Annotated in this window: 22 protein-coding genes and 2 pseudogenes; 6 read left to right on the forward strand and 18 right to left on the reverse strand. The window is 35.8% G+C overall.

All coding sequences use genetic code 11. The annotated features are described in order from the left end of the window. Nucleotides 1–47: 47 nt before the first annotated feature. From codY to obgE, 15 genes and pseudogenes are all read right to left on the reverse strand, one after another. A complete protein-coding gene (gene codY / locus CAR_RS06255; RefSeq protein WP_013710882.1) occupies nt 48–857 on the reverse strand; it encodes a GTP-sensing pleiotropic transcriptional regulator CodY in 810 nt (269 codons plus the stop codon). 21 nt (nt 858–878) lie between these two features. Continuing rightward, nucleotides 879–2303 carry an ATP-dependent protease ATPase subunit HslU gene (gene hslU, locus CAR_RS06260; protein WP_013710883.1) on the reverse strand — a complete coding sequence of 475 codons (1425 nt, stop codon included), beginning with the start codon at nt 2301–2303 and terminating at the stop codon, nt 879–881. Nucleotides 2304–2315: 12 nt separating this feature from the next. Next, complete coding sequence (gene hslV / locus CAR_RS06265) at nt 2316–2855, reverse strand: ATP-dependent protease subunit HslV (protein ID WP_013710884.1); 540 nt, start codon at nt 2853–2855, stop codon at nt 2316–2318. 31 nt (nt 2856–2886) lie between these two features. After that, a pseudogene (gene xerC / locus CAR_RS06270) lies at nt 2887–3787 on the reverse strand (tyrosine recombinase XerC). Nucleotides 3788–4016: 229 nt separating this feature from the next. Continuing rightward, a pseudogene (gene topA, locus CAR_RS06275) lies at nt 4017–6094 on the reverse strand (type I DNA topoisomerase). Nucleotides 6095–6369: 275 nt separating this feature from the next. Then, nucleotides 6370–7239, reverse strand: coding sequence for a DNA-processing protein DprA (gene dprA / locus CAR_RS06280; RefSeq protein ID WP_013710889.1), 870 nt, complete (start codon nt 7237–7239; stop codon nt 6370–6372). A gap of 288 nt (nt 7240–7527) precedes the next feature. Beyond that, nucleotides 7528–8040, reverse strand: coding sequence for an adenine phosphoribosyltransferase (locus tag CAR_RS06285; RefSeq protein ID WP_041556872.1), 513 nt, complete (start codon nt 8038–8040; stop codon nt 7528–7530). Between the two features lie 23 nt (nt 8041–8063). Next, a complete protein-coding gene (recJ, locus tag CAR_RS06290; protein WP_013710891.1) occupies nt 8064–10163 on the reverse strand; it encodes a single-stranded-DNA-specific exonuclease RecJ in 2100 nt (699 codons plus the stop codon). A gap of 806 nt (nt 10164–10969) precedes the next feature. Beyond that, the gene (locus CAR_RS06295) at nt 10970–11293 is read right to left on the reverse strand and encodes a hypothetical protein (protein ID WP_013710892.1); all 324 of its coding nucleotides are present in this window, start codon (nt 11291–11293) and stop codon (nt 10970–10972) included. Nucleotides 11294–11487: 194 nt separating this feature from the next. Then, nucleotides 11488–12354, reverse strand: coding sequence for a DegV family protein (locus tag CAR_RS06300; RefSeq protein ID WP_013710893.1), 867 nt, complete (start codon nt 12352–12354; stop codon nt 11488–11490). Between the two features lie 3 nt (nt 12355–12357). Next, complete coding sequence (locus CAR_RS06305; protein WP_013710894.1) at nt 12358–12945, reverse strand: DUF1836 domain-containing protein; 588 nt, start codon at nt 12943–12945, stop codon at nt 12358–12360. A gap of 165 nt (nt 12946–13110) precedes the next feature. Further along, nucleotides 13111–13542, reverse strand: coding sequence for a lipopolysaccharide assembly protein LapA domain-containing protein (locus CAR_RS06310; RefSeq protein ID WP_013710895.1), 432 nt, complete (start codon nt 13540–13542; stop codon nt 13111–13113). A 99-nt stretch (nt 13543–13641) separates the two neighbouring features. Then, a complete protein-coding gene (locus CAR_RS06315) occupies nt 13642–14433 on the reverse strand; it encodes an SDR family NAD(P)-dependent oxidoreductase (RefSeq protein WP_013710896.1) in 792 nt (263 codons plus the stop codon). Between the two features lie 29 nt (nt 14434–14462). Then, nucleotides 14463–15401 (reverse strand): ribonuclease Z, encoded by a 939-nt coding sequence (rnz, locus tag CAR_RS06320; RefSeq protein ID WP_013710897.1) that lies wholly within the window; start codon nt 15399–15401, stop codon nt 14463–14465. Between the two features lie 163 nt (nt 15402–15564). Then, the gene (gene obgE, locus CAR_RS06325) at nt 15565–16887 is read right to left on the reverse strand and encodes a GTPase ObgE (RefSeq protein WP_337999048.1); all 1323 of its coding nucleotides are present in this window, start codon (nt 16885–16887) and stop codon (nt 15565–15567) included. Nucleotides 16888–17316: 429 nt separating this feature from the next. On the opposite strand from obgE, the gene CAR_RS06330 reads away from it, so the two are divergent. The 5 genes from CAR_RS06330 to CAR_RS06350 all read left to right on the forward strand — a co-directional run bounded on the left by CAR_RS06330 (nt 17317) and on the right by CAR_RS06350 (nt 23015). Beyond that, entirely contained in the window at nt 17317–18066 is a 750-nt protein-coding gene (locus CAR_RS06330) for a peptidylprolyl isomerase (protein WP_013710899.1), read from the forward strand. Between the two features lie 304 nt (nt 18067–18370). Beyond that, nucleotides 18371–19123, forward strand: coding sequence for a DeoR/GlpR family DNA-binding transcription regulator (locus tag CAR_RS06335; RefSeq protein WP_013710900.1), 753 nt, complete (start codon nt 18371–18373; stop codon nt 19121–19123). Then, nucleotides 19120–20037, forward strand: a complete 918-nt coding sequence (gene pfkB / locus CAR_RS06340; protein WP_013710901.1) for a 1-phosphofructokinase — start codon at nt 19120–19122, stop codon at nt 20035–20037. Before CAR_RS06335 ends, pfkB begins: the two co-directional genes overlap by 4 nt. Before the next feature lie 24 nt (nt 20038–20061). Next, complete coding sequence (locus CAR_RS06345; protein ID WP_013710902.1) at nt 20062–21963, forward strand: PTS fructose transporter subunit IIABC; 1902 nt, start codon at nt 20062–20064, stop codon at nt 21961–21963. A 179-nt stretch (nt 21964–22142) separates the two neighbouring features. Then, nucleotides 22143–23015, forward strand: coding sequence for a cation diffusion facilitator family transporter (locus CAR_RS06350; protein ID WP_013710903.1), 873 nt, complete (start codon nt 22143–22145; stop codon nt 23013–23015). Between the two features lie 91 nt (nt 23016–23106). On the opposite strand, the gene CAR_RS06355 is transcribed toward CAR_RS06350, so the two are convergent. Continuing rightward, the gene (locus CAR_RS06355; RefSeq protein ID WP_013710904.1) at nt 23107–23832 is read right to left on the reverse strand and encodes an amino acid ABC transporter ATP-binding protein; all 726 of its coding nucleotides are present in this window, start codon (nt 23830–23832) and stop codon (nt 23107–23109) included. Next, a complete protein-coding gene (locus CAR_RS06360) occupies nt 23825–25300 on the reverse strand; it encodes an ABC transporter substrate-binding protein/permease (RefSeq protein WP_041556342.1) in 1476 nt (491 codons plus the stop codon). Before CAR_RS06360 ends, CAR_RS06355 begins: the two co-directional genes overlap by 8 nt. A gap of 228 nt (nt 25301–25528) precedes the next feature. Here CAR_RS06360 and CAR_RS13225 point away from each other — a divergent pair, with 228 nt between their 5' ends. Then, a complete protein-coding gene (locus CAR_RS13225) occupies nt 25529–25672 on the forward strand; it encodes an SPJ_0845 family protein (RefSeq protein ID WP_013710906.1) in 144 nt (47 codons plus the stop codon). Nucleotides 25673–25722: 50 nt separating this feature from the next. Here CAR_RS13225 and CAR_RS06365 read toward each other — a convergent pair whose 3' ends face one another. Next, complete coding sequence (locus CAR_RS06365) at nt 25723–26040, reverse strand: nucleoside triphosphate pyrophosphohydrolase family protein (protein WP_013710907.1); 318 nt, start codon at nt 26038–26040, stop codon at nt 25723–25725. Between the last annotated feature and the right edge of the window lie 21 nt (nt 26041–26061).

The raw sequence follows: 26061 nt of genomic DNA on the forward strand, positions 1-26061 counted from the left end.
TTTAATACTGTTAAGTTAAAGGATTACTTTTTATACTTTAAAATTCATTAATAGATCGATTCTTTCTCTAATGCATCAATAAATTTTTCATTCTGTACTTTAATATAGGTGCCTTTCATTCCTAATGATCTGGATTCAATAATGCCGCCAGATTCTAACTTACGCAAGGCATTAACAATGACCGAACGGGTGATTCCAACTTTATCCGCCACATTAGAAGCTGTTATGCGACCTTCAGTACCATCTAATTCTTCAAAAATAGCCTTGATAGCCTTTAGTTCACTATAAGACAGCGTCTTGATCGCCATCTGAACAGTTGCCGTATTGCGAGCAGATTCAGCGATTTGAGTAGACTTCTTAAATAAAATCTCTATTCCAACAACCGTTGCTGCATGCTCACCCAAGATTAAATCAGCGTCGTCAAACACTGGTTGCAAACGTGCGAGTAAAAGTGTCCCTAATCGCTGCCCTGCTACAAAAACAGGAATGACTGTTGTCAAGCCTTCTACAAACATATCTCTTGTTTCAATTGGAAAGACGGTATAGTCACTTTCAATATCAATATTGGCTCTTGTTTCATAAATTTCTAACATACTGCGTGTATACTTTTCGGAGAATTTTTCATCCACGAGCATTTGTTTCACACGTTCGTTATTGATTTCATGTTTTTCATGATAGCCGAGCAAGTTTCCAGCGTCATCAATCAAATACGTGTTTGCATTAAGAATATCGCCTAATACAATCGCCATATCAGTGAAAGCTAATTTTCCATCCGTTGACGAATCCTTCTTTACAACGCCACCCTTTGTTTGTAATAGGTAATTAATTTTGCGCATTTTTTGCAGTAAATCATTCATGAGAAGCCTCCATCATTCTTTTTATAAAATGTAGCGACTTAAATCTTTGTCTTCTACAATGTGTTCAATTTTTTCGTTGACATAATTTTCAGTAATGGTAATGTCTCCCATTTGCATATCAGGTGCTTCAAATAATAAATCTTCTAGTAATTTTTCTAAAATCGTATGCAAACGTCTGGCTCCGATATTATCCGTCTCATGGTTTACTTGATAAGCAATGTCAGCTAACCGTTCAATCGACTCATACGTAAAAGTGATGTTGACATTTTCAGTCCCTAACATCGCAATATATTGTTTGAGTAACGCATTATCTGGTTCTGTTAGAATTTTTACAAAATCTTCTTTAGTTAAATCATCTAACTCTACACGAATAGGGAATCTTCCTTGCAATTCAGGAATTAAATCACTTGGTTTAGAGACATGGAACGCTCCAGAAGCAATAAATAAGATATGGTCGGTTTGAATTGGACCATATTTTGTGCTAACTTGTGACCCCTCAACGATTGGCAATATGTCTCGTTGGACACCTTCTCGAGAGACAGTCCCACTATTTTCATTTTTAGAGGTGATTTTATCAAACTCGTCAATGAAGATAATGCCGGCATTTTGTGCCAGATCTACAGCCATCGATTGAATGTCTTCTTGATTGACTAATTTAGCTGATTCTTCTTGGATAAACAGTTCAATGGCTTTCTTTACAGTAACCGTACGTTTAACTTTTGACTTTGGACGTAAAGCACCTAAAGTTTCATTTAAATCAATACCCATTTGTTCCAATCCGGCACCCATAGGAGAGTTCATTGATTTTTTTTGACTTTCTACTTGTATCGTCAGTTCCCTTTCATCTAAAAGGCCATTACGAATTTGTTGTTTCATTGTTTCACGGTCTGTCGAAATGGCTTCCGTTACTTCTTCTTCCTCTTCTTCAGCTTGTGGAGCTAATTGATTAGGATCTACTCCCATATTTTTAAACATCGACTCAAGAGGGTTACTACTAGTGCTTTGTCGTTTTTCTTTTTTTATCCCCGGTATCAGTATTTTTACAATACGCTCGATTGCATTTTTTTCTGCTCGAGAATAGACTTGTGAGTATTGTTGTTTTTCTACAATTTGAATCGAAGCTTCTACTAAATCGCGCACCATAGATTCAACGTCTCGTCCGATGTAGCCGACTTCTGTAAATTTAGTGGCTTCCACTTTTACAAATGGCGCTCGAACAATGGTAGCTAAACGTCGAGCAATCTCTGTTTTACCAACCCCTGTTGCACCAATCATTAACAAATTTTTAGGTGTGATTTCTTTTTGCATAGCTTCATCTAATTTTAAACGTCTTTGTCGATTGCGTAAGGCGACAGCAACTGACTTTTTAGCCATTGTTTGTCCAATAATGTATTTATCTAACTCAGCAACGATCTCTCTTGGAGTCATGTCTTCTTTAGTCATCATTTAGTTCACTCCTTATAGTTCTTCAACAATAATATTGTGATTCGTAAATACACAGATGTCTGCAGCAGTTGTTAAGCTTTCTTGAGCAATTTGAGCTGCTGTTAAATCTTTCCCAAGTTTTTTTAACGCTCGTCCAGCAGCAAGTGCAAAGTTTCCACCTGACCCAATGGCTAATATTCCATCGTCTGGCTGGATAACTTCTCCGCCACCTGATACCATCAACATCTCTTCTTTGTTCATTACGATCAGTAACGCTTCAAGTTTTTGCATTGCACGATCAGAACGCCATTCTTGAGCCAATTCTACAGCTGCACGAGTTAGATTTCCCTTGTATTCATGTAATTTGGCTTCGAATTTTTCTTCTAGAGTAAAAGCATCCGCAACACTCCCAGCAAACCCGACCAACACTTCATCGTTATAAATGCGACGAACTTTTCGAGCAGTGCCTTTCATGATTACTTGTTCGCCCATAGTTACTTGACCGTCTCCGGCCATTGCACATTTTCCATTATGCTGAATAGCAAAAATAGTTGTTGCATGAAATTCTGTCATTGTTTTTTTCCTCCAGTCAATTATCCAAACCTTAGGCTCTTGGATGAAATTGGCGATAATTTTTTTGTAAAAGATCCTTAGTCACATGAGCATAAATCTGAGTTGAAGATAAACTCGCATGGCCCAATAGTTCTTGAACAGTCCGCATATCAGCTCCATTATTCAATAAATGGGTCGCAAAGGAATGACGCAACATATGCGGATGGATATCAGAAGTTAAGCTGCTTCTTTTAATTACTTGGTTTAGGACATATTCGATACCAGTAGCCGTTATTGGGTCACCATGATGATTAACAAATAAAAAATCATGAATCCGTTTGTGTTTTGTCATTAAAGGAGTACGGCTCTTTTCCATATAATCGCGAATAGCAACAGCCGCATAATGGCCAAATGGAACATAACGCTCTTTATTCCCCTTACCACGGATCAATAAGACACTTAATTCAAAATCAATGTCTTTTAACTTAATGCCACTACATTCGCTCACTCGTATACCAGTACCATACAGCACTTCGAGGATGGCTTCATTACGAAAATCTAGCGGGCCATCTCCTTTTACTGCTTCAAATAAAGCATCCATTTCTTTTTCATAAAAAAACTTAGGCAAACGAAGCGTTTTCTTTTTGAGATGGACATAAGAAAACGGATTGTCTTTAACTAGCTGATTTTTTAATAAGAATTGATAAAAATGCGCGTAAGCTCGAAATCTTTCTTGAAATACTGTTTCGACTTAACCCTTGTTCATTTAATTCACCTAAATAGATACGTACATCCTGAAGAGTCACGCTATTAAAATCCGTATCCCCTGTTTGATTTAAAAATAATTCAAAATGAGTGATATCTTCTTGATACGCTTTTTTAGTCAGCTCAGAATAGTGTCTTTCAATAATCAAATACTGTAAGAATGTCTCTTTAATCGTTTGATCTATCAAGAATAATCCCTCCACTCCTACAACAAAGCTACTTTATCATACAAATATTTAGATTACAATCGATTAAGATTTAAATTAATTGAATTTTAAAACAATTCAGCTATTTTTAAACAATCGTTATTAAATATGGATGAATTTATGAAGGACTCTTGACTTAGATGCAAAAATACTAGTTAAGTGAGAGCCATTTCTACTCAAACTTAACTAGTATTTATTTTATTTAGCTATTTTATTTTTGGACTTCTTCTTTATAATCACAATTGCTGCAGATGACTTGCTTGCTGCCTTTTGCTTTTTTCTCTACTAAATAATGTTCGCATTTCGGACAGCTGCGTCCAACTGGTTTATCCCATGATACAAATTCGCATGTTGGGTAACGGTCACAGCCATAAAAAATACGATTTTTCTTTGATTTCCGTTCAATTACATGCCCTTCACCACATACTGGACAAGCTACACCTATTTCTTTCACAATGGGTTTAGTGTTACGGCAATCCGGAAAATTACTGCATGCATAAAATTTTCCATAACGACCCAACTTAATCACCATTGGATGTCCGCAAAGCTCACAGTCAAATCCGGCTGGCTCATCTTTGATCTGAACTTTTTCCATATTCTCTTCTGCTTTTTCGACTTCCACAGCAAATGGTTGATAGAATTGATCAATAACTTTTTCCCATTCTTTATTGCCTTCTTCGACTTCATCCAGATTTTTTTCCATATCTGCAGTAAAGTGAACATCCACGATCTGAGGGAAGAACTCATTAATAAGCCCATTCACAATCCCCCCCAGTTCGGTTACTTCAAAACGTTTGTTTTGGAGTTTAACATAATACCTACGTTGAATGGTTTCCAATGTTGGAGCATACGTAGAAGGACGACCTACACCGTTATCTTCCAGCACACGAATCAATGTCGATTCAGAGAAGCGAGCAGGTGGTTGAGTGAAATGTTGTTTTGGCTCGATATCGATCGACTTAACTTTATCGCCTTTTTCCATCTCTGGTAGCAAGTTATCTTTTTCTTCTTTACCTTCATCATTGCCTTCAATATAGACTTTTTGATAACCAGGAAATTTCACTTTAGACCCATTCGCTCTAAAGTAAACATCTTTTTGAGCAATATCGACCTTCATGGTATCAAATACAGCAGGTGTCATTTGACTGGCTACCAATCGTGACCAAATCAGATTATACAATTTATACTGGTCTTTTGTCAGATACTTTTCAACTTCTTTTGGTGTCCGTAACACGCTGGAAGGACGAATACCTTCATGAGCATCTTGGTCGCCTTCAGCTTTTTTTCCAATTCGAGGTTTAGATGCTGCGTATTCTGGTCCAAATTCTTTGATAATGTATTCCGCGGCTTCATTTTTAGCCGAAAGAGCGATTCTGGTGGAATCGGTACGCATATACGTAATCAAACCGACAGCCCCACCACGGCCTAACGAAATTCCTTCATAAAGTTGTTGAGCAACCATCATTGTTTTACGTGTTCTAAAATTTAATTTTCTTGCGGCTTCTTGTTGCAAACTACTTGTCTTAAACGGAAGCGCCGGATTTCTTAACCGTTCCTTTTTCGTAACTGACATGACTTCGAACTGATCGCCATCCAATTCTTTAATAATTTTTTGGACATCTTCAGCATTGCTCAAGGCTTGTTTTTTTCCTTTTAAACCATAAAAATTAGCTTTGAATTTTTTCTTATCTTTTTTGAAATTAGCACCGATTGACCAATACTCTTCCGGTTCAAATCGATTGATTTCATCTTCTCGTTCACAAATCAGCTTTAACGCTACAGATTGTACTCTCCCTGCACTTAAACCTTTTTTAACTTTTTCCACAAAATTGGACTGATGGTATATCCAACAAGTCTATCTAATATTCTTCGAGCTTGTTGTGAATTTACCAAGTCCATATTAATGGAACGTGGTTCTTTGAAGGCATTTTTTACAGCGTCCTTTGTAATTTCATTAAAAACCACACGATTTTTGTCTTCTACATCAAGTCCTAATAAAAAGCTTAGATGCCATGCAATTGCTTCCCCTTCTCTATCCGGGTCAGCTGCGAGAAAAACTTTTTCAGCTTTTTTTGCGTATTTTTTTAATTCCTTGATTAACGGACCTTTTCCTCGTATAGAAATGTACTCAGGTTGGTAATTATTTTCAACATCCACTGCCATACGACTTTTAGGAAGATCACGAATATGTCCTAGGCTAGCTACAACTTTATAATTTCGACCTAAATATTTTTCAATTGTTTTTGCTTTAGCAGGTGATTCTACAATCACCAGGTATTTATATGCCAATGAAATGCTCCTCTCAAATGAGCGTAATTTTTTACTAATTCAGTCGTTCTCTAATCTATAATTGAAATCGTTAATCATCTTATGCTATCTTTAGGCACTTTGTCAACCATCCTTATTTATATTTGTGAAAATAGATGGCATATAATAGAAGAAAAAAACAGTTTTCTCCCATTGAAAACCTTTCCTTTTTTACCATTTCACACTTTTATTCTTGGCACTAAAAAAAACTTCAAAAAAACAGTTGAGCTGTTTCTTTGAAGCGCGCTTTTACTTTTTTATCTATTTAGTTCTTCTAAGATATGCTGTGGCGTTAAGACGCATTTTGCACCATGTAGGATTAGATCATTGGTACCTTCTGAATAAGGATTTGTGATGTTTCCAGGCACAGCAAAAACTTCACGGCCCTCTTGCAGGGCTAAATTAGCTGTGATCAAACTGCCACTGCGATACTTAGCTTCAATGACCAATGTGCCTAATGAAAGGCCCGCAATAATTCGGTTGCGCATCGGAAAATGGTGTTTCAATGGCTTAGTTCCTAATGGGTACTCAGAGATTAGTAAATGATTCTTAGCGATTTCTCTTTGCAGCGATTCATTTTCAAAAGGGTAGTAGTGATCTAACCCCGTCCCTATGATGCCAATCGTCCGTCCGCCTAGTTCAATGGTTTTCTGGTGAACTGCTTTATCAATTCCTTTAGCTAACCCACTTACCGTTGTAATCTCATGACTAATCAATTCAGGCAATAAAAGTGTTAATGCTTTTTCGCCATACGAACTAGTCAAGCGAGATCCAACGATGCCAAGTAATTGCTGATTGAGCAACGAAAGATCTCCTTGATAGAATAACAATGCCGGTGGATTATAGATGTTCTTTAAGTATTCAGGATACGTTTTATCCAAAATAGAAATCCATTTGATTTGCTTATTATCGTACTCGTCCAAGTTTTTCTCTAAATCAACAGCAGCAAAACTATCTATAAATAATCTTGTCTTTGTTGAATTTAGTTGGGCACAACTAGCTAGTTCATAAGCGGTTAAATAAGGGTTATCTATTAAGGCTGAGAGCATACGAATGCGGCTCGTTGCACCAATTCCTTTACATAAAGTTAAATGAAATAGCATCTGATTTAGACTTGTTGTTTGCATGTCACACTCTCCTTTTCTATTGCGAAATGTTCATATTCTATAGATAATTTCCGCAATTAAAGAAGGATGTCATTTTTTACAAAAAAATAACGCAAAAAAAAGGCTGGAACAAAAATCCCAGCCTCTTCTCTATATACGAATATCTATTCTAAAACGTGCTCCAAAAAGCAGACCCGACGTCCATTTCACGAATAATGCTCGATGGTCAATGACCATACTGCGCGTATTCGTTCCAATTATTCGGGCCTAAACGCTTTTTGTACCACTCTCCTTTTTTGCTAAATGGTATTAATACTCCATTAAAGCTAAAATATCGTATCCTTTAATTTTGTCACGACCATTTAAGTCTTTTAATTCAACTAGAAAAGCAGTTCCAACAACTATTCCACCAAGTTTTTCAATCAACTCGATTGTTGCAGCAATCGTTCCACCCGTTGCTAATAAATCATCACAAACAAGAACTTTTTGACCAGGTTTGATGGCATCTTGATGGATCTGCAAGGTATCTTTTCCGTATTCTAAACCATACGTAACTTCAATTGTTTCACGAGGCAACTTCCCTTTTTTACGTGCAGGAGCGAAGCCGATTCCCATTTCATAAGCTACCGGGCAGCCAACAATAAAGCCGCGCGCTTCAGGGCCAACGATCATTTCAACGCCTTTGTCTTTAGCATATTTCACAATTTCGTTCGTGGCAAAACGGTATGCCTCTCCATCCGCCATTAAAGGAGAAATGTCACGAAAAATAATGCCTTTTTCAGGAAAATCAGGGACATCTGCAATATATTTTTTTAAATCCATTGAAACTTTTCCTCCATTCAATTTTAAGGTGTTGCTTTTATTTGTTGTTTCATCCAATTCTCCAACTCAGAAAAATGACTGTAAACAAAAAAGTTTTCAGATTGAATTTGTTTTAGTCGTTTTTGATAAGCTGCTGCTTGCTCTAATTCTTTTTTCTGAACGTCTGTAACGACATTCATAACACCATCTGTTATTGTAACAAATCCAATCTCTAAAAACACTGAAATAATAAAAATTAAATTATTTTCTTTTATTTTTAAATGAGAAGCTAATAAATTCAGTTTATTACGAACATCAATATCGACATGTGTTGCCGTGTACTTAAAAACTTGTCCAAATTGACTACGATTTGGCATTCCATTTAAATACAATTCTTCTCGGCTATAAAAACAAGCAATAATTTTTTCAGGACTAGACTGAGCTAAAAGTTCTTTGATCGAATCAATATCAGAAGGACAGTCGACAAAAATCAATTGAGTCGTTCTCATTTCAAATTGTGAAAAGGATTCAGGAGTCGTTAATGCGTGACTATAACTCTTCTCTGATAAAAGATGAGCGTATTTTTCAACATTAAGTTGATCAAAAAAGACAAAGTCTGCTTCTTCAATTTTCCATAATGATGATGGTATATGAGTACTTCTAGAATCAAAGACTTGTACACCTTCAATGGCTAAATCTTCTAACATTATTTGTGTTTTACGCGAACCATTCCATTCGTTGATAGCTAATTTTCCTACTACAGAAATAGCTGAATGTAGTCCTATTTCCTCCGCAACAGGGCCAAATTGAAAACCAATCACGTCTAGAAAAGCGTTATCTTCCGCAAGTTTCATTTTTAAGTGAGCTTGATCTCCACCAATTCGGCGAACATCTTGAGACTCAACATTTTTAAAAAGAAAGGTTGGTTTAAGATTATCCGTACCAAATGGAGCTAAACGGTTCAGTTCTTCCACTACTTCTACAGTTGCTTCTTTGATGCTCAACTGGCCGTCTATTTGTGTTTCTTCACCCAATTCTTGTGAAGCTCCATTTTCAATAGCATATTGATTGAGTTCACTTTGAATGCGGTCAATATTTTCTAAAGGAACGGTTAAACCAGCGGCCATATGATGTCCACCAAACGTAGTCGTAAATTCTCGGACATTATCCAACGCATTATACAGATGGAATGCTGGTATACTCCTACCAGAACCTTTAGCCAAACCTTTAGCTGGATCAATGTTCATGACTAGAGCAGGTTTTCCAGTTTTGCCTACAATTTTACTAGCTACAATACCTAAGACGCCTTCATGCCAATCTTCTTTTGCTAAAACATAGACATCTGAATCTACATCACTTTTTTCAATCATATCAAATGCTTCATTCGTTATAGTAGAAACATATGCTTGACGTTCGATATTTTTTTCTTGGACCAATTGAGCTAATGAGGCTGCTACATCATCGTCAAATGTTGTCAGCAACTCTACAGCTGGAGAAGCATCCCCTAATCTTCCAACGGCATTCAAGCGAGGTCCTATAATAAATCCAACTGTTTCTTCATCAATTTCTTCACGCTTTATTTTTGCTAATTTAAATAAAGCGGATAAGCCGATGCGTTGGGTATTTTGTAAAACAACCAATCCTTGCATCACTAAAGCACGATTCTCATCCGTTAACGAGACTAGGTCGGCTATCGTTCCTAACGCAACTAAATCCAATAATTCTACCGGTATTTCTCCTAATAATGCCGTTGCTAATTTGAAAGCAACGCCCACTCCAGATAGTTCTCCAAAGGGGTAAGAACCTTTCGGGTGTCTAGGGTGAATGACAGCATAAGCCGCGGGCAAAGTACTTGGCAATTCATGGTGATCCGTTACAATGACATCTATTCCTAATGCTTTCGCCCGTTCGATCGCATCATGTCCAGCAACACCATTGTCACAAGTGACAATCAATTGTGTACCTTGTTCAATTAAGCGTTCAAAGGCTGCTACATTAGGTCCGTATCCATCTGTGAAACGATTTGGAATGTAGTAGTTGACTTCTCCACCAATCATTTCAATTGTTTCTTTTAACACAGCTGTACTTGTGACACCATATAGTGATAGGTAACCTTTTGAACTGATCTCCAGGTTTTCCCCCACTCCACACCGTGCGTGAGACTTTCACCTCACACGGCGTTCCATCGTTCTAGACTGTCTGAACTTAAAGTTGCTATCGCACATTAGATAAAAGGTATAAATGCTACAAATTTATCACTAGAAAAAATTTCTTTTAACTGAAATGAAGTTATCTAATTGTTGCTGCTACTCTAGTTTATAAAGACACCCTAAATCGATTTGAGCCCCTCCCTCCACTATTTATTATCATAGCTTCACTGGTACTATGGCTCTACTTTCACTTAGGTAAATTAGCTTATTGTACTCTTACGAGATTTTCGTCTAAACTGTTTCGTTTGCTGGTAAAAGCATCCACATCCTAAGCTTCATACGTTCCAATCAAATTATCTTGTTCTATATACCCTTAGGTTTCTTCTATGGGCCGTTGCACTTGATTATCCCTTTAAGATAATATGGTATTTCATAACGTCAGATTTTTACTCTACCACATGCAATAAGATTGGCTTAAGGCGCAATCTTAGCGCTGCATTTCTACAGCGCCTACGTATCGACTCGTACATTCGAAAATTCGTCAGTTTCCTTTTGAGAAACATTCTAACCATAGATAATTTATAAGACCCCCAGCCTATCAAAAGCACAATCCACCTCTGGACTTTTTTCGTGTAAGAAACTTGCCTTACTTACGGCTTTTTTCAGCTGACTTCACCGAGCTTTATACTTTGTTGGATTTTTACCTATCCAAAAGCATATCGGAGGATTAGGGGAGTCGTTTCAAGTCGTTACTCTCTCATTCCAACTCTCATTTGATCAGTTCTCCATGTCTTAGTAAACTAAAGACATGTGCACAAACTTTTCACTTGTGAACGTATCGCACCTGCATCATAGTCGCCATAAATTGTTATCTGCTCTCCTTGTTCAACGGCATCTGTGATCCGAGAAACCGCACTTTCCATGCCATATATCAAATAAGGGTCATAGATCCATGATTCATCAGGCTTAATGAATCGTTCTATTTTTTCTTTAGAATCTAGGCCTCTTTGTAAACACAATTCAATAAACAAGGGAGACAAGCTTAATGCTTTACTTAGATCAGTTGCTACATCAATGTTACTGTTTTGTTCTTTTAATTTCCATTTTGTACGTGATTTCAACAAAGTACCTCACTCCTAACTGCACCATTATATCAAAAATTATAGGTATAGATATAGTATTTCTTCCTTTTAAAACAGAACAAAATTGTTATTGAACAACCTCAGCTTAACTCAGTTATCCAATTGGTCATCAATTGAACAGCAAAAAAGATCGGACAAGTTGTCCCGATCTTTTAATTGACTGATTTAACCCAGTATTAACCTTCAATAATATGAACACCAATCCCAATTAATCCAGGACCAGTATGCACTCCTAAAGCTGGACTGACTTGATCTTCAAATATTGTAACAAAGTTTGGTAATTTCTTTTTAAGTTCTAGTCGAATATCGTCAACTTGAACTTCCGCTGTCTTACCACCATAAGCAATGGCTAAATGGTATCTTTTGGCATCTCCTGCAAATTCTGTTGCTAAGTCAATAGCTCGTTGAATACTCTTTTTATTTCCACGCACTTTTGCAACTGTATGATAGATCCCATTATCATTACAAGAAATAACTGGTTTTAAATTTAAAACATTTCCTAAGATAGAAGATACTAATCCGATTCGTCCGCCTTTTTGCAAGTATTCTAGAGTGGGTACATGGAAAAATATTTTAGATTTTTTTACATCTTGCTTTAATTTTTCTTTAATAACTTCCCATTCCAACTCTTTTCCAACGTATTCTGCAGCCTGAATAGCTAAAAAACCACTGCCGATACCAATGTTCTTGGTATCTAAAGTAAAAACGTCTAGTTCTTCAACATTTTCAGCCATTAAACGAACCATATTGTTTGTGCCGCTTAGTCCGCTTGAAATGGTAACAGCAATAACCTTTTCATAGCCTTCGTTTTTGAACTCTTGTAACATCTGACTAATTACTTCACCACTTGGTAAAGAAGTTTTTGGTATCTCTTGTTCTAAACGATCGTATACATCTTGCGCATGAATATCTACTTTATCGGTGTATTCTTTATCCTTATAGATGATTTTTAAAGGAATGACTTTCATATCAGCTTTATTAATAATCTCTATAGGAACATCCGAACCTGAATCAACTAAGAACCCTATTTTTTGTTTGTTCATAACTTACTCCTCCACCTTTTTTGTTTTATTTTTTTTCTTTTCACTCTCTTCTTGCTGTATATGAGCAAAATAGAGAACTTTTTCAGTAACAATTTTTGTAGCGACAGCTATTGTGGCTGTTCGAACGATCAGAGTTGTATTGTCTGTACTATCGGGCAATAATGGCTTCTTATCAACTTGTTTTATATGAGAAGCAACAGCTCTTAATGCATACTCTTGCTCGGTACAAAATAAATCATATGCCTCTCTAATCCCACTTATGGATGCTTGATAGAGGATACCTTCTTTTACTTCAGGTATCGTGACAACTTGTTTTAAAATTGAAATAGCAATTAAATAGGCTAAATGTTTTTTTGTGTATCGTTTCTTCACTGGAGGAGGAATTAACCCTAACTTGACATAGTTATTAATCATCGACGAAGTAACAATTTGTTTTTCATCATTTACTTTAAAAATAGCTAAATAGCGTTCAATTAGATTTAACACTTGGTCCATATAAAGATCAAAATCAGGTAATTCTTCCCATCTTGGAAAAGTATATTGGCTTATTTCATTTGACCACTCTAATAGATCTTCCTCAATTTTATGCATATAATCACCTTTTTATCTCATTTCTGTTAGTAATAGTTTAACACAATTACATTCACTAGACAAACTAGTTTTACATACTAGATGACGGAATTAAAAATGAATTCAGTACAAATAAAAAAAGAATAAACCCCAAAGTTTATTCTTTTTTCATCAACATACTATCTTTTATTGTTTTGGTACTGAATCAGTCGGTACGTTTGAAGAGGTGACCGTTGTTTGTGTCATTCGATTGACCAATTCTCTTTCTAGACTGCTTATTTTATCTGTTTTTTCACTAATGATAAAATCTTTTTGAGTTAATTTATCCTCATATTCTGCTTTGATTTGAGCAATAGCTTCTTCTTTTCTGTTTTCTGCATTTTCTAATTCTTTTTTACCATTCTTTAACTCTTTTTTGTTTCTATAAGTCGTACTAGTAGAAATTAGAACAGTCGTTAAAGCTCCAATAAATAACGATCCTAAAATAATCATAATTAAAGGCCAAGTTACTTCTGTAAAACCAAAACTAACTGGAACGGACTCAACATTTAAAACAGCAAAAAATGCTACGATCACAATAAGTATAAGTGCTACAATTGTTCCCCATTGTTTTTTCATAAAGCGTATATCCCCTTTCAAATAGACTCATTCATTCTATTGTATGGTGTTATTTTAACACAATAGTCCGTAAGAACACTATGAAAATGCTTGTGCGCTTTATTTATTGTTAAACAAATCTCCAGCTAAGTAATCTCCAATACGAGGGAAGAGGTTATAAAATCTCCCTGCAATTTCTAATAGTGCAGGCATGTTTAATTCTCTCCTAGGTGTCCCCATTAAAGAAACAATACGACCTGCAACAACTTCAGCATTTAATACCATATTTCCCACTTTTTCTAAGTAGTCTCCACTTTCATCTGCGATATCAAAAAAGTTTGTTTCAATAGGACCTGGGTTGACTGTTGTTACAAAAATATTTAACGGTTTTAATTCTAAACGCAATGCATTTGAATAACCAATAACTGCAAATTTACTTGCAGAATAAATAGTTGATTTAGGTGTAGCCATTTTTCCAGCTTGAGAAGCAATATTAATAATGTGACCTTGTTGCCTTTCAGCCATTTCAATTGCAACTAATTGAGTCACATACATTAGACCTAGAACATTTACACGAAACATTCTTTCTGCTACATCCATATCAAAAGTTAATGCATTTTCAAAATGTCCAAATCCTGCATTGTTGACAAGAACATCTACTGTTCCGACAGTCTGATAAATTTCGTTGATCACTTTTTTTACTTGCTCAGGATCTGAAACATCTAACTCAAAAGCAAAAGCTGATTTATTTGATAGTTGCTCGCAATTTGCTTTAACTTGTAAAAGTAAATCTTTTCTCCTTGCGGTAACGACCACAATAGCCCCTTTTTTTGCAGCTTCATAAGCGATTTTTTCACCTAATCCAGTTGAAGCACCAGTAATAAAAACAACTTTATCTTTAAGTGTATCCATATTTTTTTCATCATAAGCTCCTTTTTTATTTATTTATCCGTTCTAATAAGCGGGATATCAATTTCATCAAAATCGTTCGCAATTTGAGTATTAGGAAATACTTTTCGTGCTTCCTTTTCTAATAAATAAACATCTCTACCTAAATAGCGAGCGCTGATATGAGTCAACACTAATTTAGCAACATTTGCTTCTTTAGCAACTTCTGCAGCGTCTAAATTTGTAGAATGGTTATAATCTCTTGCCATTTTACGATTCGCTCCGTCAAATGTACTTTCATGAACCAAAATAGAGGCATTTTCAGCAAGCAATACATTATTTTTTGTTTTCTTAGTGTCACCTAAAATGGTCACAATACGACCTTTTTGAGTTTCTCCGATGAAATCTTTTCCATTAAATGTTCGACCATCTTTTAAGGTAATCGTTTCACCTTGTTTTAATTTTCCGTACAACGGACCAAAAGGAATACCGGCTTCTTTTACCTTATCTGCTTGTAACATTCCTTGGTGATCTGCTTCTTCAATACGATAGCCAAAAGACTGAATCCCATGCTTTAATTTACGGCAAATGACTTTAAAATACCGATCTTCAAAAATCACACCTTCTTCGATAATTTCATGAAAATGCAGCGGATACTTCAAAACAGTTCCTGAAGTTTTTAAGCACACTTGGACATAATTCTTAATTCCTACAGGACCATAAATGGTTAATGGACCGTCTCCTCCTTGAAAAGAACGACTGCTTAAGAAACCAGGCAATCCAAAAATATGATCTCCGTGTAAATGTGTAATAAAGATCTTATCGACTTTACGTGGCTTTAAAGTGGTGTGTAAAATTTGTTGCTGAGTTGCTTCTCCACAATCAAAAAGCCAAATTGTATTCCGTTCTTCTAATAATTTTAGTGCAATACTAGTTACATTTCGTTGCTTTGCCGGTACTCCTGCACCTGTACCTAAAAATAATAATTCCATTTCATCCTGTCCTAACCATTAAAGTATCGTTCATTTAACTCCAAAATTGTACTTGACCGTTCGATATATTTTACCAAACTTTTCTCAAATAAGCGATAATGAGGTGAAAAAGAAACGACCAAGCAATCAACTTTTTGATTGCTTGGTCGTTTTAGTTTGATTTTTATTCAACAAACTCAAATTCGTATTTCAAGATACGTACTAAGTCTCCATCTTTCGCGCCACGTTCACGCATCTCTTCATCAATTCCCATCGTTCTTAACTGACGAGCAAATCTTAAAACAGAAGCATCGTGATCAAAATTGGTCATCTTGAATAGCTTTTCAAGTTTATCACCGCTCAATACCCATGTAGCGTCGGGATCTCTTGTAATAGCATATCCTTTTTCTTCAGCAGTATGTTTATACATAACGGTATCTTCTTCTTGATCCAACTCATATAAAGGAAATTCTGGTGTTACATCTAATACATCAGCTGTTGCGTTTAATAAGTTTTGTGTTCCTTTATGTGTAATAGCTGAAATAGCAAATATTTGAAGGTCTTCTTCATACTCATCATACTCATCTTTTTTAAGAGCTTTTATTTTTTCTTTAAATTCAACTAAATGTTCTTCTGCTCCTGGCATATCCATTTTATTAGCAACAATAATTTGTGGACGCTCCATTAAACGTAGATTATGCGTTTCTAATTCTTTGTTGATGGCAACGTAATCGTCATATGGATCACGGCCTTCGCTTCCACTCATATCGATAACATGTAAAATAACACGAGTACGCTCTATGTGACGTAAGAATTGTGTTCCTAAGCCAATTCCTTGAGAAGCTCCTTCAATTAATCCTGGTAAATCTGCCATAACAAAGCTACGTCCGTCTGGCGTTTGAACCATTCCTAAATTTGGCACTAAAGTTGTGAAATGATAAGCTCCAATCTTAGGACGAGCAGCTGAAACAACTGACAACAGTGTAGATTTTCCAACAGAAGGGAAACCAACTAATCCTACATCAGCTAAAACCTTTAATTCCATTTCAATTTTATAATCTTCTCCTGGTTCACCGTTTTCAGCAATTTCAGGAGCTGGATTTCTAGGTGTAGCAAAACGGCTGTTTCCACGTCCGCCACGTCCACCTTTAGCTACAACAATTTTGTGTCCATGATGAACTAAATCGCCTAAAACTTTGCCCGTCTCTGCTTCTATAACCGTTGTACCAGGTGGTACTTTAATGACATTGTCTCCTGCTCCACGGCCATGCATGTTTTTACTCATGCCATTTTCGCCATCTTCTGCTTTAAAGTGACGGTTAAATCGGAAATCCATTAATGTACGTAAACCTTCGTCTACGATAAAAACGACATCCCCACCTTTACCACCATCTCCACCAGCTGGGCCTCCATCGGGCACAAATTTTTCGCGGCGGAAAGCTACCATTCCATTACCGCCATCTCCGGCTTTTACGTTAATTGTTACTTGATCTAAAAACATTGACATTTTTATTTTCCTCCTCATTTTTAAGTGTATGAGATTTAGTTATTTTCTAGGTTACACAATGGATCTGGCGCTGAATCTTAATATTACATTTGTTCCAAGATGTAAACAAGAAAGCCAATTATCACATATCCTCTAAAAATGAAATACGTTCAGTGTACCCAATTTTAGTCCATTATCTATTGTACGTCTAATTGATGCATTTGTCTATTTTTAAATGAGGATACAGTCAGATTTGCTTCTGTATAACTCAAACTACATCTTTTCGGTTCCAATTTACTCATTATACCATCATTTCATTTTAACTATTTAATTATTCTCTCATTTGTAGTATGATTTACTAAGACATTTTCTATTTGGATACTCATTTAGATAGAAAGATGAATTTTTAATATTAAGCGAAACAGCTTAAAGACTAAAAGGGCGTGCACCATGAAAAGAAAGAAAAGTTACATTGTCGGATCTACATTATTTATAATTGCAATAAGTTTAGTGATTTTCGGAATCCATACTTTATCAAAGAGTACTGGAGCAAGTTTCACGACTATGTTTAATCCTGAAAGTTCTCTTAATCATACTTCTTCTACTAATGAACATCCGGTAAATTTGCCACAACTGACTAATGAAGTAAGTAAAAATGAGATTGAAGTTCATATCACCACCACTCTTGGTCTGATCAAAGTTAAAGTCTTTCCGGATTTGGCACCAAAAGCAGTAGAAAATTTTATTACGCATAGTAAAGATGGTTACTATGATGAGACAACCTTCCATCGGGTCTTAGCAAACTTTATGATTCAAGGCGGTGATCCTAAAGGAGACGGTACTGGTGGGGAGAGTATCTGGGGCGAACCGTTTGAAACAGAAATCTCACCTCAGTTATTCCATATCCGTGGTGCTTTAGCAATGGCTAAAACAAATGCTCCCGTTTCAATAGGCAGTCAATTTTACATTGTTCAAAATCCAGTAGATGTGAGCGCGTCGGCTGACCCTTCTACTACTCCTGATGATATATTAGAGGCCTATACTTCAGGAGGCTATCCTTCCCTTGATCAGCATTACACCGTTTTTGGTCAAGTAATTGAAGGTATGGATGTAATTGATGCCATAAGTGAAATTGAAACTGATTCACTTGATAAACCTTTGCAAGAGGTTAAAATTGAATCTATTGAAGTAATAGACTAAAAACTATAGCAATGATAGTTGACACAATTAAACAGTCATTAAGTTAAGAAAGGAATCTAAATGATTTCTTTCTTTTTTTGTGTTGGTTTTTCCCTATCTACTTTTGGTAACGCTGAACTGGTATACTAGACTGCATTCTGAAAACACTAGCGTTTTATTTTTATTGCTCTATCTGGTATATGTTGATTATATTTCTCTTTAATATTATCCTACTTGCAAAGCAATTAAAAAATGATGAAATCGGTTTACTTTTGATTGCTTTTGACTGTTTTTGGTGGTAAAGTAGCGCTATTGGAGGGATATAATGCTTACTGAAGAACGTTACAACTTCATATTAGAAAAATTAAACCAATATGGAGTTATTAAGTCCCAAGAACTTATGTTAGAAATGGATTGTTCAGAATCCACTATACGACGTGATCTCGCTTCACTTGAAGAACAAGGCAAACTTGTACGTGTGCACGGTGGCGCAAAAAGAGTTTACACGATTGAACAAGAGCAATCTCTTACTGAGAAATCAGTCAAAAACATTCACAACAAAGAAAAAATTGCAAAATTAGCCGCTTCTTTTGTTGAAGATGGAGACACTATTTTCTTAGATGCAGGATCAACTACTTTTTTTATGGTCCCTTTTTTAAAAGAAAAAAATATTCGTATTGTAACCAATGCTGTTCAACATGCTCTTTTACTTGCCAATCAAAATAATGATGTTTTGCTCATTGGAGGAAAGCTAAAAAACACTACACAAGCGATTGTTGGAACTACCAGTGTTGAACAATTATCTCGTTATCGTTTTAATAAGTCTTTTTTGGGAATGAATGGTATCGATAAAGATTATGGATTTACTACTCCTGATCCGGAAGAAGCTAACGTTAAACAACAAGCATTTATGAACAGTTCGAAGACGTATATTCTCGCTGATGAAACAAAATTTAATAAAGTTACTTTTGTAAAGGTTTGTAATATTGATGACGCATTGATTATCACAGATGGTCTATCTACAAATAATTATGAAAGTTATTTTAATACAACAACAATATTGGAGGCAAAATCATGATTTATACAGTAACACTAAATCCATCAATCGACTATATTGTACATGTCCCGTCCGTACAATTAGGTGAATTGAATCGTATGGATAAAGATATAAAACTTCCTGGTGGAAAAGGAATCAATGTTTCTCGTGTGTTAAATCACATTAATCAACCCTCAACGGCTTTAGGTTTTTTAGGCGGTTTCACAGGTGGTTTTATTGCTAATTGGTTAGAAAAAGAAGGCGTTCACACGCAGTTTATTTCTATTGAAGGCGATACACGTATCAACGTTAAATTAAAGTCAGATACTGAGACAGAGTTAAATGCTCAAGGTCCGGTTATTACACAAGCCGAAGCAGATCAATTAATCAGTCAAGTCGATCTAATAACAGCTGACGACATCATCATTCTTTCAGGAAACAAGCCCCCTTCTCTACCTGAAGATTTTTATCAAAAACTAATTGCAAAAGTTGTTTTAAAACAAGCAGATTTCGTAATTGATACAACCGGTTCTGAATTATTAAATGCCTTAGTGCATAAACCGTTATTAGTTAAACCAAACCATCATGAGTTAGCCGAGTTGTTTAATACTACATTCCATTCATTGGAAGATATTATCGTGCATGGCAAAAAACTAATTGATTTAGGTGCTCAATATGCCTTAGTTTCAATGGCTGGCGATGGAGCTTTATTCTTTACAAACGAACGAGTTTATCAAGCGACTGTCCCTAAAGGAATCGTAAAAAATTCTGTAGGAGCTGGAGATTCTATGATTGCCGGTTTTGTTGGAGCATTAGTTGATACGAAAGATCCGTTAAAAGCTTTTCAAAAAAGTGTGGCCACTGGAAGTGCTACAGCATTTTCAGATGACCTAGCAACTAAAATGGAAATAGAAGCTTTATTAACCAACGTTACAATTACAGAATTAACTTTATAAAATTAATTTAGGAGGAAAACAACTATGGATATCAACGATTTATTGATTAAAGATGTCATGATAATGGATTTACAATCAACAACTAAAGAAGGTGTTATAGATGAAATGATTGCGAGCTTAAAAGCAAACGATCGTATTAATGATGCTGACCTATTTAAGAAAGGAATCATGCACCGTGAATCTCTAACCTCTACAGGTTTAGGAGACGGAATTGCTATGCCACATGCTAAAACAACTGCTGTAAATGAAGCAACTGTTTTATTCGCTAAAAGTACAAATGGTGTTGACTACGATTCATTAGATGGCCAACCTGCTCATTTGTTCTTTATGATCGCAGCTCCTGAAGGCGCAAACGATACTCATTTACAAGCGTTAGCTAACCTTTCTCGTTTATTGATCCACCCAGACTTCGTTCTATCTTTAAAAGAAGCAAAAACTGCTGAAGAAGTTCGTTCTCTTTTTGCAGCTGCTCAAGAAGTACAAGAAAAAGAAGCTGCAGCTGAAATCAAAGAAACGACTTCTCCATCTCTAGATCAGGAGGGTAAAAAACCTTTTGTTATAGCTGTAACGGCTTGTCCGACTGGAATTGCACACACATACATGGCTGAGGATGCATTAAAGAAGAAAGCCGCTGAAATGGGCGTGGAAATTAAAGTTGAAACAAACGGTTCTGACGGAATCAAGAACAAATTAACAGCTGAAGATATTAAAAGAGCTGATGGTGTAATTATTGCTGCTGATAAAAAAGTTGAATTAGCTCGTTTTAATGGAAAACCTGTCTTACAACGTCCAGTCAGTGACGGTATTCGTAAAACTGAAGAATTAATTACAAAAGCAATGAACAAACAAGCACCAATCTTTTCTTCAAATGGAGAAAAAGATGAATCGACTGAAGAAGAAACAGGAACCTGGGTCAATCGCGTCTATAAAGATTTAATGAATGGGATATCTACTATGTTGCCATTTGTTATCGGTGGCGGAATATTGATGGCCATCTCTTTCCTAGTAGAAAGCTTTTTAGGTGATACAAATGCTCTCTTCTTATTCTTAAATACTGTTGGGTCTAATGCCTTTAATTTCTTAATTCCTATTTTAGCTGGTTACATTGCGTTAAGCATTGCAGATCGACCTGGTTTAATGCCTGGTATGGTTGGTGGATTACTTGCTGTCAATAGTAATGCTGGTTTCCTAGGCGGTCTTGCTGCAGGTTTCTTAGCTGGTTATACGATTTTAGCTTTGAAAAAAGCGTTAAATGGATTACCAAAATCACTTAACGGTTTAAAAGCAATTCTCTTCTACCCTATTCTTGGGTTGTTGATTACTGGTGCTCTTATGTTCTTTATTGTTGGACCTATCTTCGCAACAATTAATCTTGCAATGATTACTTTCTTAGAAAACTTAGGTACGGCTAACGCAGTTATTTTAGGTGCGTTATTAGGAGGAATGATGGCAATCGATATGGGTGGCCCATTCAATAAAGCAGCTTATGCTTTTTCAATTGGAATTTTTACTGATACTGGAGACGGAAGCTTGATGGCTGCAGTTATGGCCGGTGGTATGGTTCCACCTTTAGCAATCGCTTTAGCAAGTACTTTCTTTAAAAATAAATTTAACGACAATGAAAAGAAATCTGCTCTTACAAATTACGTAATGGGACTGTCATTTATTACTGAAGGAGCTATTCCTTTTGCAGCTGCTGATCCACTTCGTACAATCGGATCATCTGTTGTGGGAGCAGCAATTGCTGGTGGACTAACTCAATTATGGGGGATTACTATCCCAGCACCACATGGTGGGATATTCGTTGTAGCACTTTCAAATCACTGGTTCTTATTTTTAGTAGCCTTAGCTATTGGAACAATCATTTCAGCTGTTATCCTTGGTCTTTGGAGAAAGCCTGTTACAACTGAAGGATTGCTTAAATAAGCATACTTTTAGAAGCATAGTTTTGAAAAAGTAGTTACATTTTGAACTGAGGTTAAGGCGTTATGCCCTAATCTCAGTTTTTTTGTCCAAATAAAAACTAATTGCTATTCATCTTAACTTTAGGTAAACTAAATGCTATTACTTAATTTCATTTTGAAAGGACGTCGAACAGTTTGACGATGATAAAAGATCGTTATGAGGAATTAAAACTTGCTGAACGTGGAGCGGTGCTTAGCATTGTGACCTATCTTTTTATTGCTACACTAAAATTAATTATTGCCAACTATTCTGGCTCAAGCGCTTTGAGAGCGGATGGTTTAAACAATACGACGGACACAATTGCCTCGATTGCTGTTCTGATTGGTTTAAGGCTAGCTAGACGACCGCCAGACGACAATCATCCTTATGGACATTGGAAAGCTGAAACTGTTGCAAGCATGGTTACTTCATTCATCATGCTAGCTGTTGGACTAGAAGTTCTTATTTCTGCTGTAAAGCATCTTTTTGCACCCGAAAGAAATTCACCAGACTTAATTGCAGGTTATGTAGGATTATTCTCCAGCATTATCTTGATGGCTATTTATATATACAATAATAAGCTCGCAAAAAAACAAAAAAGTAAATCATTACAAGCTGCATCTAAAGATACTTTCAATGATAGTCTAATCAGTTTATCAACTGCTATAGCTATTTTTGCTTCTAATTTTAATATGCCTTGGTTAGATAGTGTAATGGCTATTATCGTCTCTCTTATCATCTTGAAGACAGCATTTGAAATTTTCAGAGAAAGTGCTTTCGAGTTATCTGATGGTTTTAATGAAAATGATTTAAAAGAATTCAAGCAAACGATACTCACTTTGCCTGAAGTTTTGAAAGTTGAATCCATTAAAGGCAGAACTTATGGGACCATTATTCATGTAGATGTTATTATAAAAACAAACCCAGAGATGACTGTTAAAAGAAGCCATGAATTAACGGAACAGGTCGAACAATTATTAGCAGATGATTTTGGCGTCTTCGATACAAAAGTTCATGTTGAACCAAGTGAATAAGACAATAGACAACTCAAAAAGGAACTTACGATAGAATTATCGCAGGTTCCTTTTTGTATGGCTTTAACTGATAAACACAGTCTCTTATTGGTTATAATATTTTAGCTAAAAAGTCTTGTGTTCTTTGATGCTGTGGCTTATTGAACAGCTCATCAGGTTTGCCTTCTTCAACGATATAACCGCCATCCATAAAGATTACACGGTCTGCCATTTCTTTAGCAAAGCCCATTTCATGTGTTACAACGACCATCGTCATACCACTTTCAACTAAGTCTTGCATCACTTTAAGCACTTCACCAACCATTTCAGGATCTAATGCTGAAGTTGGCTCATCAAAAAGCATAACGTCTGGATCCATCGCTAAAGCACGAGCAATAGCTACCCTTTGCTGTTGTCCACCTGATAGACTTGATGGATAAGCATCAGCTTTATCGGATAGTCCGACTTGTTGTAATAGTCGAATGGCTTGTTCTTGAGCTTCTTTATCAGGGACACCTTTAACTTTTACCGGTGCTACTTTTAGGTTTTCTAAGACGGTCATATGAGGGAAAAGATTAAAACTTTGAAAAACCATTCCCATTTTTTCACGTAGTTGATTTAATTTTGTTTCCTTTAGACCTGTTAAAGCAGTTCCTTCAAAAACGATTTCTCCACTAGTTGGCTTTTCTAATAAATTTAAGCAACGAAGCAAAGTGCTCTTACCTGATCCAGAAGGACCTATAATAACCACTACTTCCCCTTTTTTTACTTCCTGGTTGATATCTGTCAAAACTTCATTGTCACCAAAGACTTTTTTCAAATGATCTATCTTAATCATGATTCATCTTCCCTTCATAGTGATTTAATAACTTAGTTAAACTAAATGTTAAGATAAAGTAGATAATCATGGTAACCACTAATGGTGCGATCCCTCTGTATGAAACAGATGTCACAACTTTTGTTTGGAAGATCAAATCACTTACACCGATAATAGATACGATCGAACTTTCTTTAATAACAGTTATAAACTCATTACCTAATGCTGGCCAAATATTCTTAAGTGCTTGTGGGAAAATAATTTGACGCATAGAAATCTTTTTACTCATTCCTAAGCTTCTTGCTGCTTCAGCTTGTCCTTTAGGTACAGAGTTTAAACCAGAACGGATAATTTCACAAATATAGGCTGCACTGTTTAAGGAAACGGCTATAATCCCAGAAGCTAGTGCTGGAATATTAATAAGGTAACCTACAGCAAAATAGATAAACATTACTTGAATCATCATAGGTGTTCCACGAACAAATTCAACATAGGCTGTTGCTACAAAATGCATGATTTTATTCTTACTCATTCTCATAAAGGATAAACCAATTCCTAATATTGAACCAAAAAATACACTCACTACTGAAATAAGAATCGTATATCCTGTACCTCTTAAAAAGTACTGCCAATAATTAAAAATACTATTACTACCTTCACCACTCGTTTCTTGTTGAGCAGCTTGAAGATGAGTTCCAGCTTCTTCTAAATAGTCAGTAATTAAGTCTTGTTCATTAATTTCTGCTAGTGAAGCATTTACAGCATCTACTAACGACTGTGTGTCTTTTTTAAAGGCAATTGCTGATCCCTGCTCACCATCTTCTAAAAGGAAACCTCCATCAAAGGTTACTAATTGATCATCATTTCCTATATAAGCTTCTGCACTAGGTTTTTCCATTAAAATAGCTTCAATTTTATTTGTTTTTAAAGCCAGAATTAGATCGGTGATTTTTGATAAACTCAACAATTCTGAATCAGGCATTTGTTCCTTAGCAAGTGTTTCTTGTAGAGAGCCTGTTTGGACACCAACTTTCATTCCTGTTAAATCGTCAACGTTTGTATAAATTTCTTTATCCGCATCTCTTACAACAATATTTTGTCCTCCTGTATAGTAAACATCGGAGAATTCAACGCTTTTTTTACGTTCATCGGTAGGACTCATACCTGAAATGACCATATCGACTTTTTCTGATTCTAATGCTGGTAATAGGCTATCGAAACCGATATCTTCAATCTTTAGCTCTACACCAAGATCCTCTGCAATTTTTTGAGCAATGGAAATATCCATCCCTACAATCGTGTCTTTTCCATCGACCGTACTATGAAATTCGTAAGGTGGAAAATCAGCACTGGTTCCGATGACTAAGGTTCCTTTTTCTTGAACATCTTCTAAGCCGGTATCTGCGGCTGATACTGTTTCAACTGGTGCAAATAGACCAAATACAGTTAATAAACTAAGTACAATTAAATAAAATGAGTTCTTTTTCATATCTCTTCCTCTTTCCTGATGATCTCTTCTTTTTGACTTATAAAACATCATAACAGATTAGGAATATTTATACAATATTTTTTACGAATATTTACTTTTTTAGTCTTTTAACCTTAATATATACATTTTTAAATGTATATATTAAGGTTAAAATGATTTTTTCTAAGAAAGAGTTGTTTTATTTGCAGTTTGGGTCTACTATGAGATTACAGAAAAAGGAGGTTTATTATGGGACAAATTCATAAAAATGAAACAAGTTTAGATGATTTATTCAGTAAATTTGCGGTTGATCCTGAAGACGAACTTGTTTTTCCAGCACCTGAAAAAGAACAATTGATAGATGATGAAAAGAAAAAAAAGTTTATTCGATAAAAAAAATAGAAATGCTGAATAGCACATGTGCTTTCAGCATTTCTATTTTTTTATTCAATACGATTGCGACTTCGCTCTGTAGAAAATCCATCTGGATAGCGACGTTTCAATTTTTCGATGTTTTGTACTGCTGCTTCTTCAAAAGGAATATCAGCCCACTCCGCAATTTGAGATAAGTACCATAAAACGTCACCCAGTTCTTTGGTTAGCTCTTTCTTATCTAAATCATGACCATGAAAGGTATACTTTTTAACTAAATCGACCAACTCACCAGCTTCACTGGCTACACCTAAAGCGCAATTGGTTAAGACTTGTTCATTTCCATATAAAGTACGATTGGCTAATTTTTGATATTCATTAAATTCCATCTTGAAATAACTCCTTTAGTC

The organism is Carnobacterium sp. 17-4 (assembly GCF_000195575.1).
In the GTDB taxonomy this organism is placed as follows: domain Bacteria; phylum Bacillota; class Bacilli; order Lactobacillales; family Carnobacteriaceae; genus Carnobacterium_B.

Bases quoted from the DNA above. Each gene is read 5' to 3' on its own strand.
- codY (WP_013710882.1), bottom strand. From the start codon at position 857: ATGAATGATTTACTGCAAAAAATGCGCAAAATTAATTACCTATTACAA.
- hslU (WP_013710883.1), bottom strand. From the start codon at position 2,303: ATGATGACTAAAGAAGACATGACTCCAAGAGAGATCGTTGCTGAGTTA.
- hslV (WP_013710884.1), bottom strand. From the start codon at position 2,855: ATGACAGAATTTCATGCAACAACTATTTTTGCTATTCAGCATAATGGA.
- dprA (WP_013710889.1), bottom strand. From the start codon at position 7,239: ATGCAAACAACAAGTCTAAATCAGATGCTATTTCATTTAACTTTATGT.
- CAR_RS06285 (WP_041556872.1), bottom strand. From the start codon at position 8,040: ATGGATTTAAAAAAATATATTGCAGATGTCCCTGATTTTCCTGAAAAA.
- CAR_RS06300 (WP_013710893.1), bottom strand. From the start codon at position 12,354: ATGAACAAACAAAAAATAGGGTTCTTAGTTGATTCAGGTTCGGATGTT.
- CAR_RS06305 (WP_013710894.1), bottom strand. From the start codon at position 12,945: ATGCATAAAATTGAGGAAGATCTATTAGAGTGGTCAAATGAAATAAGC.
- CAR_RS06310 (WP_013710895.1), bottom strand. From the start codon at position 13,542: ATGAAAAAACAATGGGGAACAATTGTAGCACTTATACTTATTGTGATC.
- CAR_RS06315 (WP_013710896.1), bottom strand. From the start codon at position 14,433: ATGGATACACTTAAAGATAAAGTTGTTTTTATTACTGGTGCTTCAACT.
- rnz (WP_013710897.1), bottom strand. From the start codon at position 15,401: ATGGAATTATTATTTTTAGGTACAGGTGCAGGAGTACCGGCAAAGCAA.
- obgE (WP_337999048.1), bottom strand. From the start codon at position 16,887: ATGTCAATGTTTTTAGATCAAGTAACAATTAACGTAAAAGCCGGAGAT.
- CAR_RS06330 (WP_013710899.1), top strand. From the start codon at position 17,317: ATGAAAAGAAAGAAAAGTTACATTGTCGGATCTACATTATTTATAATT.
- CAR_RS06335 (WP_013710900.1), top strand. From the start codon at position 18,371: ATGCTTACTGAAGAACGTTACAACTTCATATTAGAAAAATTAAACCAA.
- pfkB (WP_013710901.1), top strand. From the start codon at position 19,120: ATGATTTATACAGTAACACTAAATCCATCAATCGACTATATTGTACAT.
- CAR_RS06345 (WP_013710902.1), top strand. From the start codon at position 20,062: ATGGATATCAACGATTTATTGATTAAAGATGTCATGATAATGGATTTA.
- CAR_RS06350 (WP_013710903.1), top strand. From the start codon at position 22,143: ATGATAAAAGATCGTTATGAGGAATTAAAACTTGCTGAACGTGGAGCG.
- CAR_RS06355 (WP_013710904.1), bottom strand. From the start codon at position 23,832: ATGATTAAGATAGATCATTTGAAAAAAGTCTTTGGTGACAATGAAGTT.
- CAR_RS06360 (WP_041556342.1), bottom strand. From the start codon at position 25,300: ATGAAAAAGAACTCATTTTATTTAATTGTACTTAGTTTATTAACTGTA.
- CAR_RS13225 (WP_013710906.1), top strand. From the start codon at position 25,529: ATGGGACAAATTCATAAAAATGAAACAAGTTTAGATGATTTATTCAGT.
- CAR_RS06365 (WP_013710907.1), bottom strand. From the start codon at position 26,040: ATGGAATTTAATGAATATCAAAAATTAGCCAATCGTACTTTATATGGA.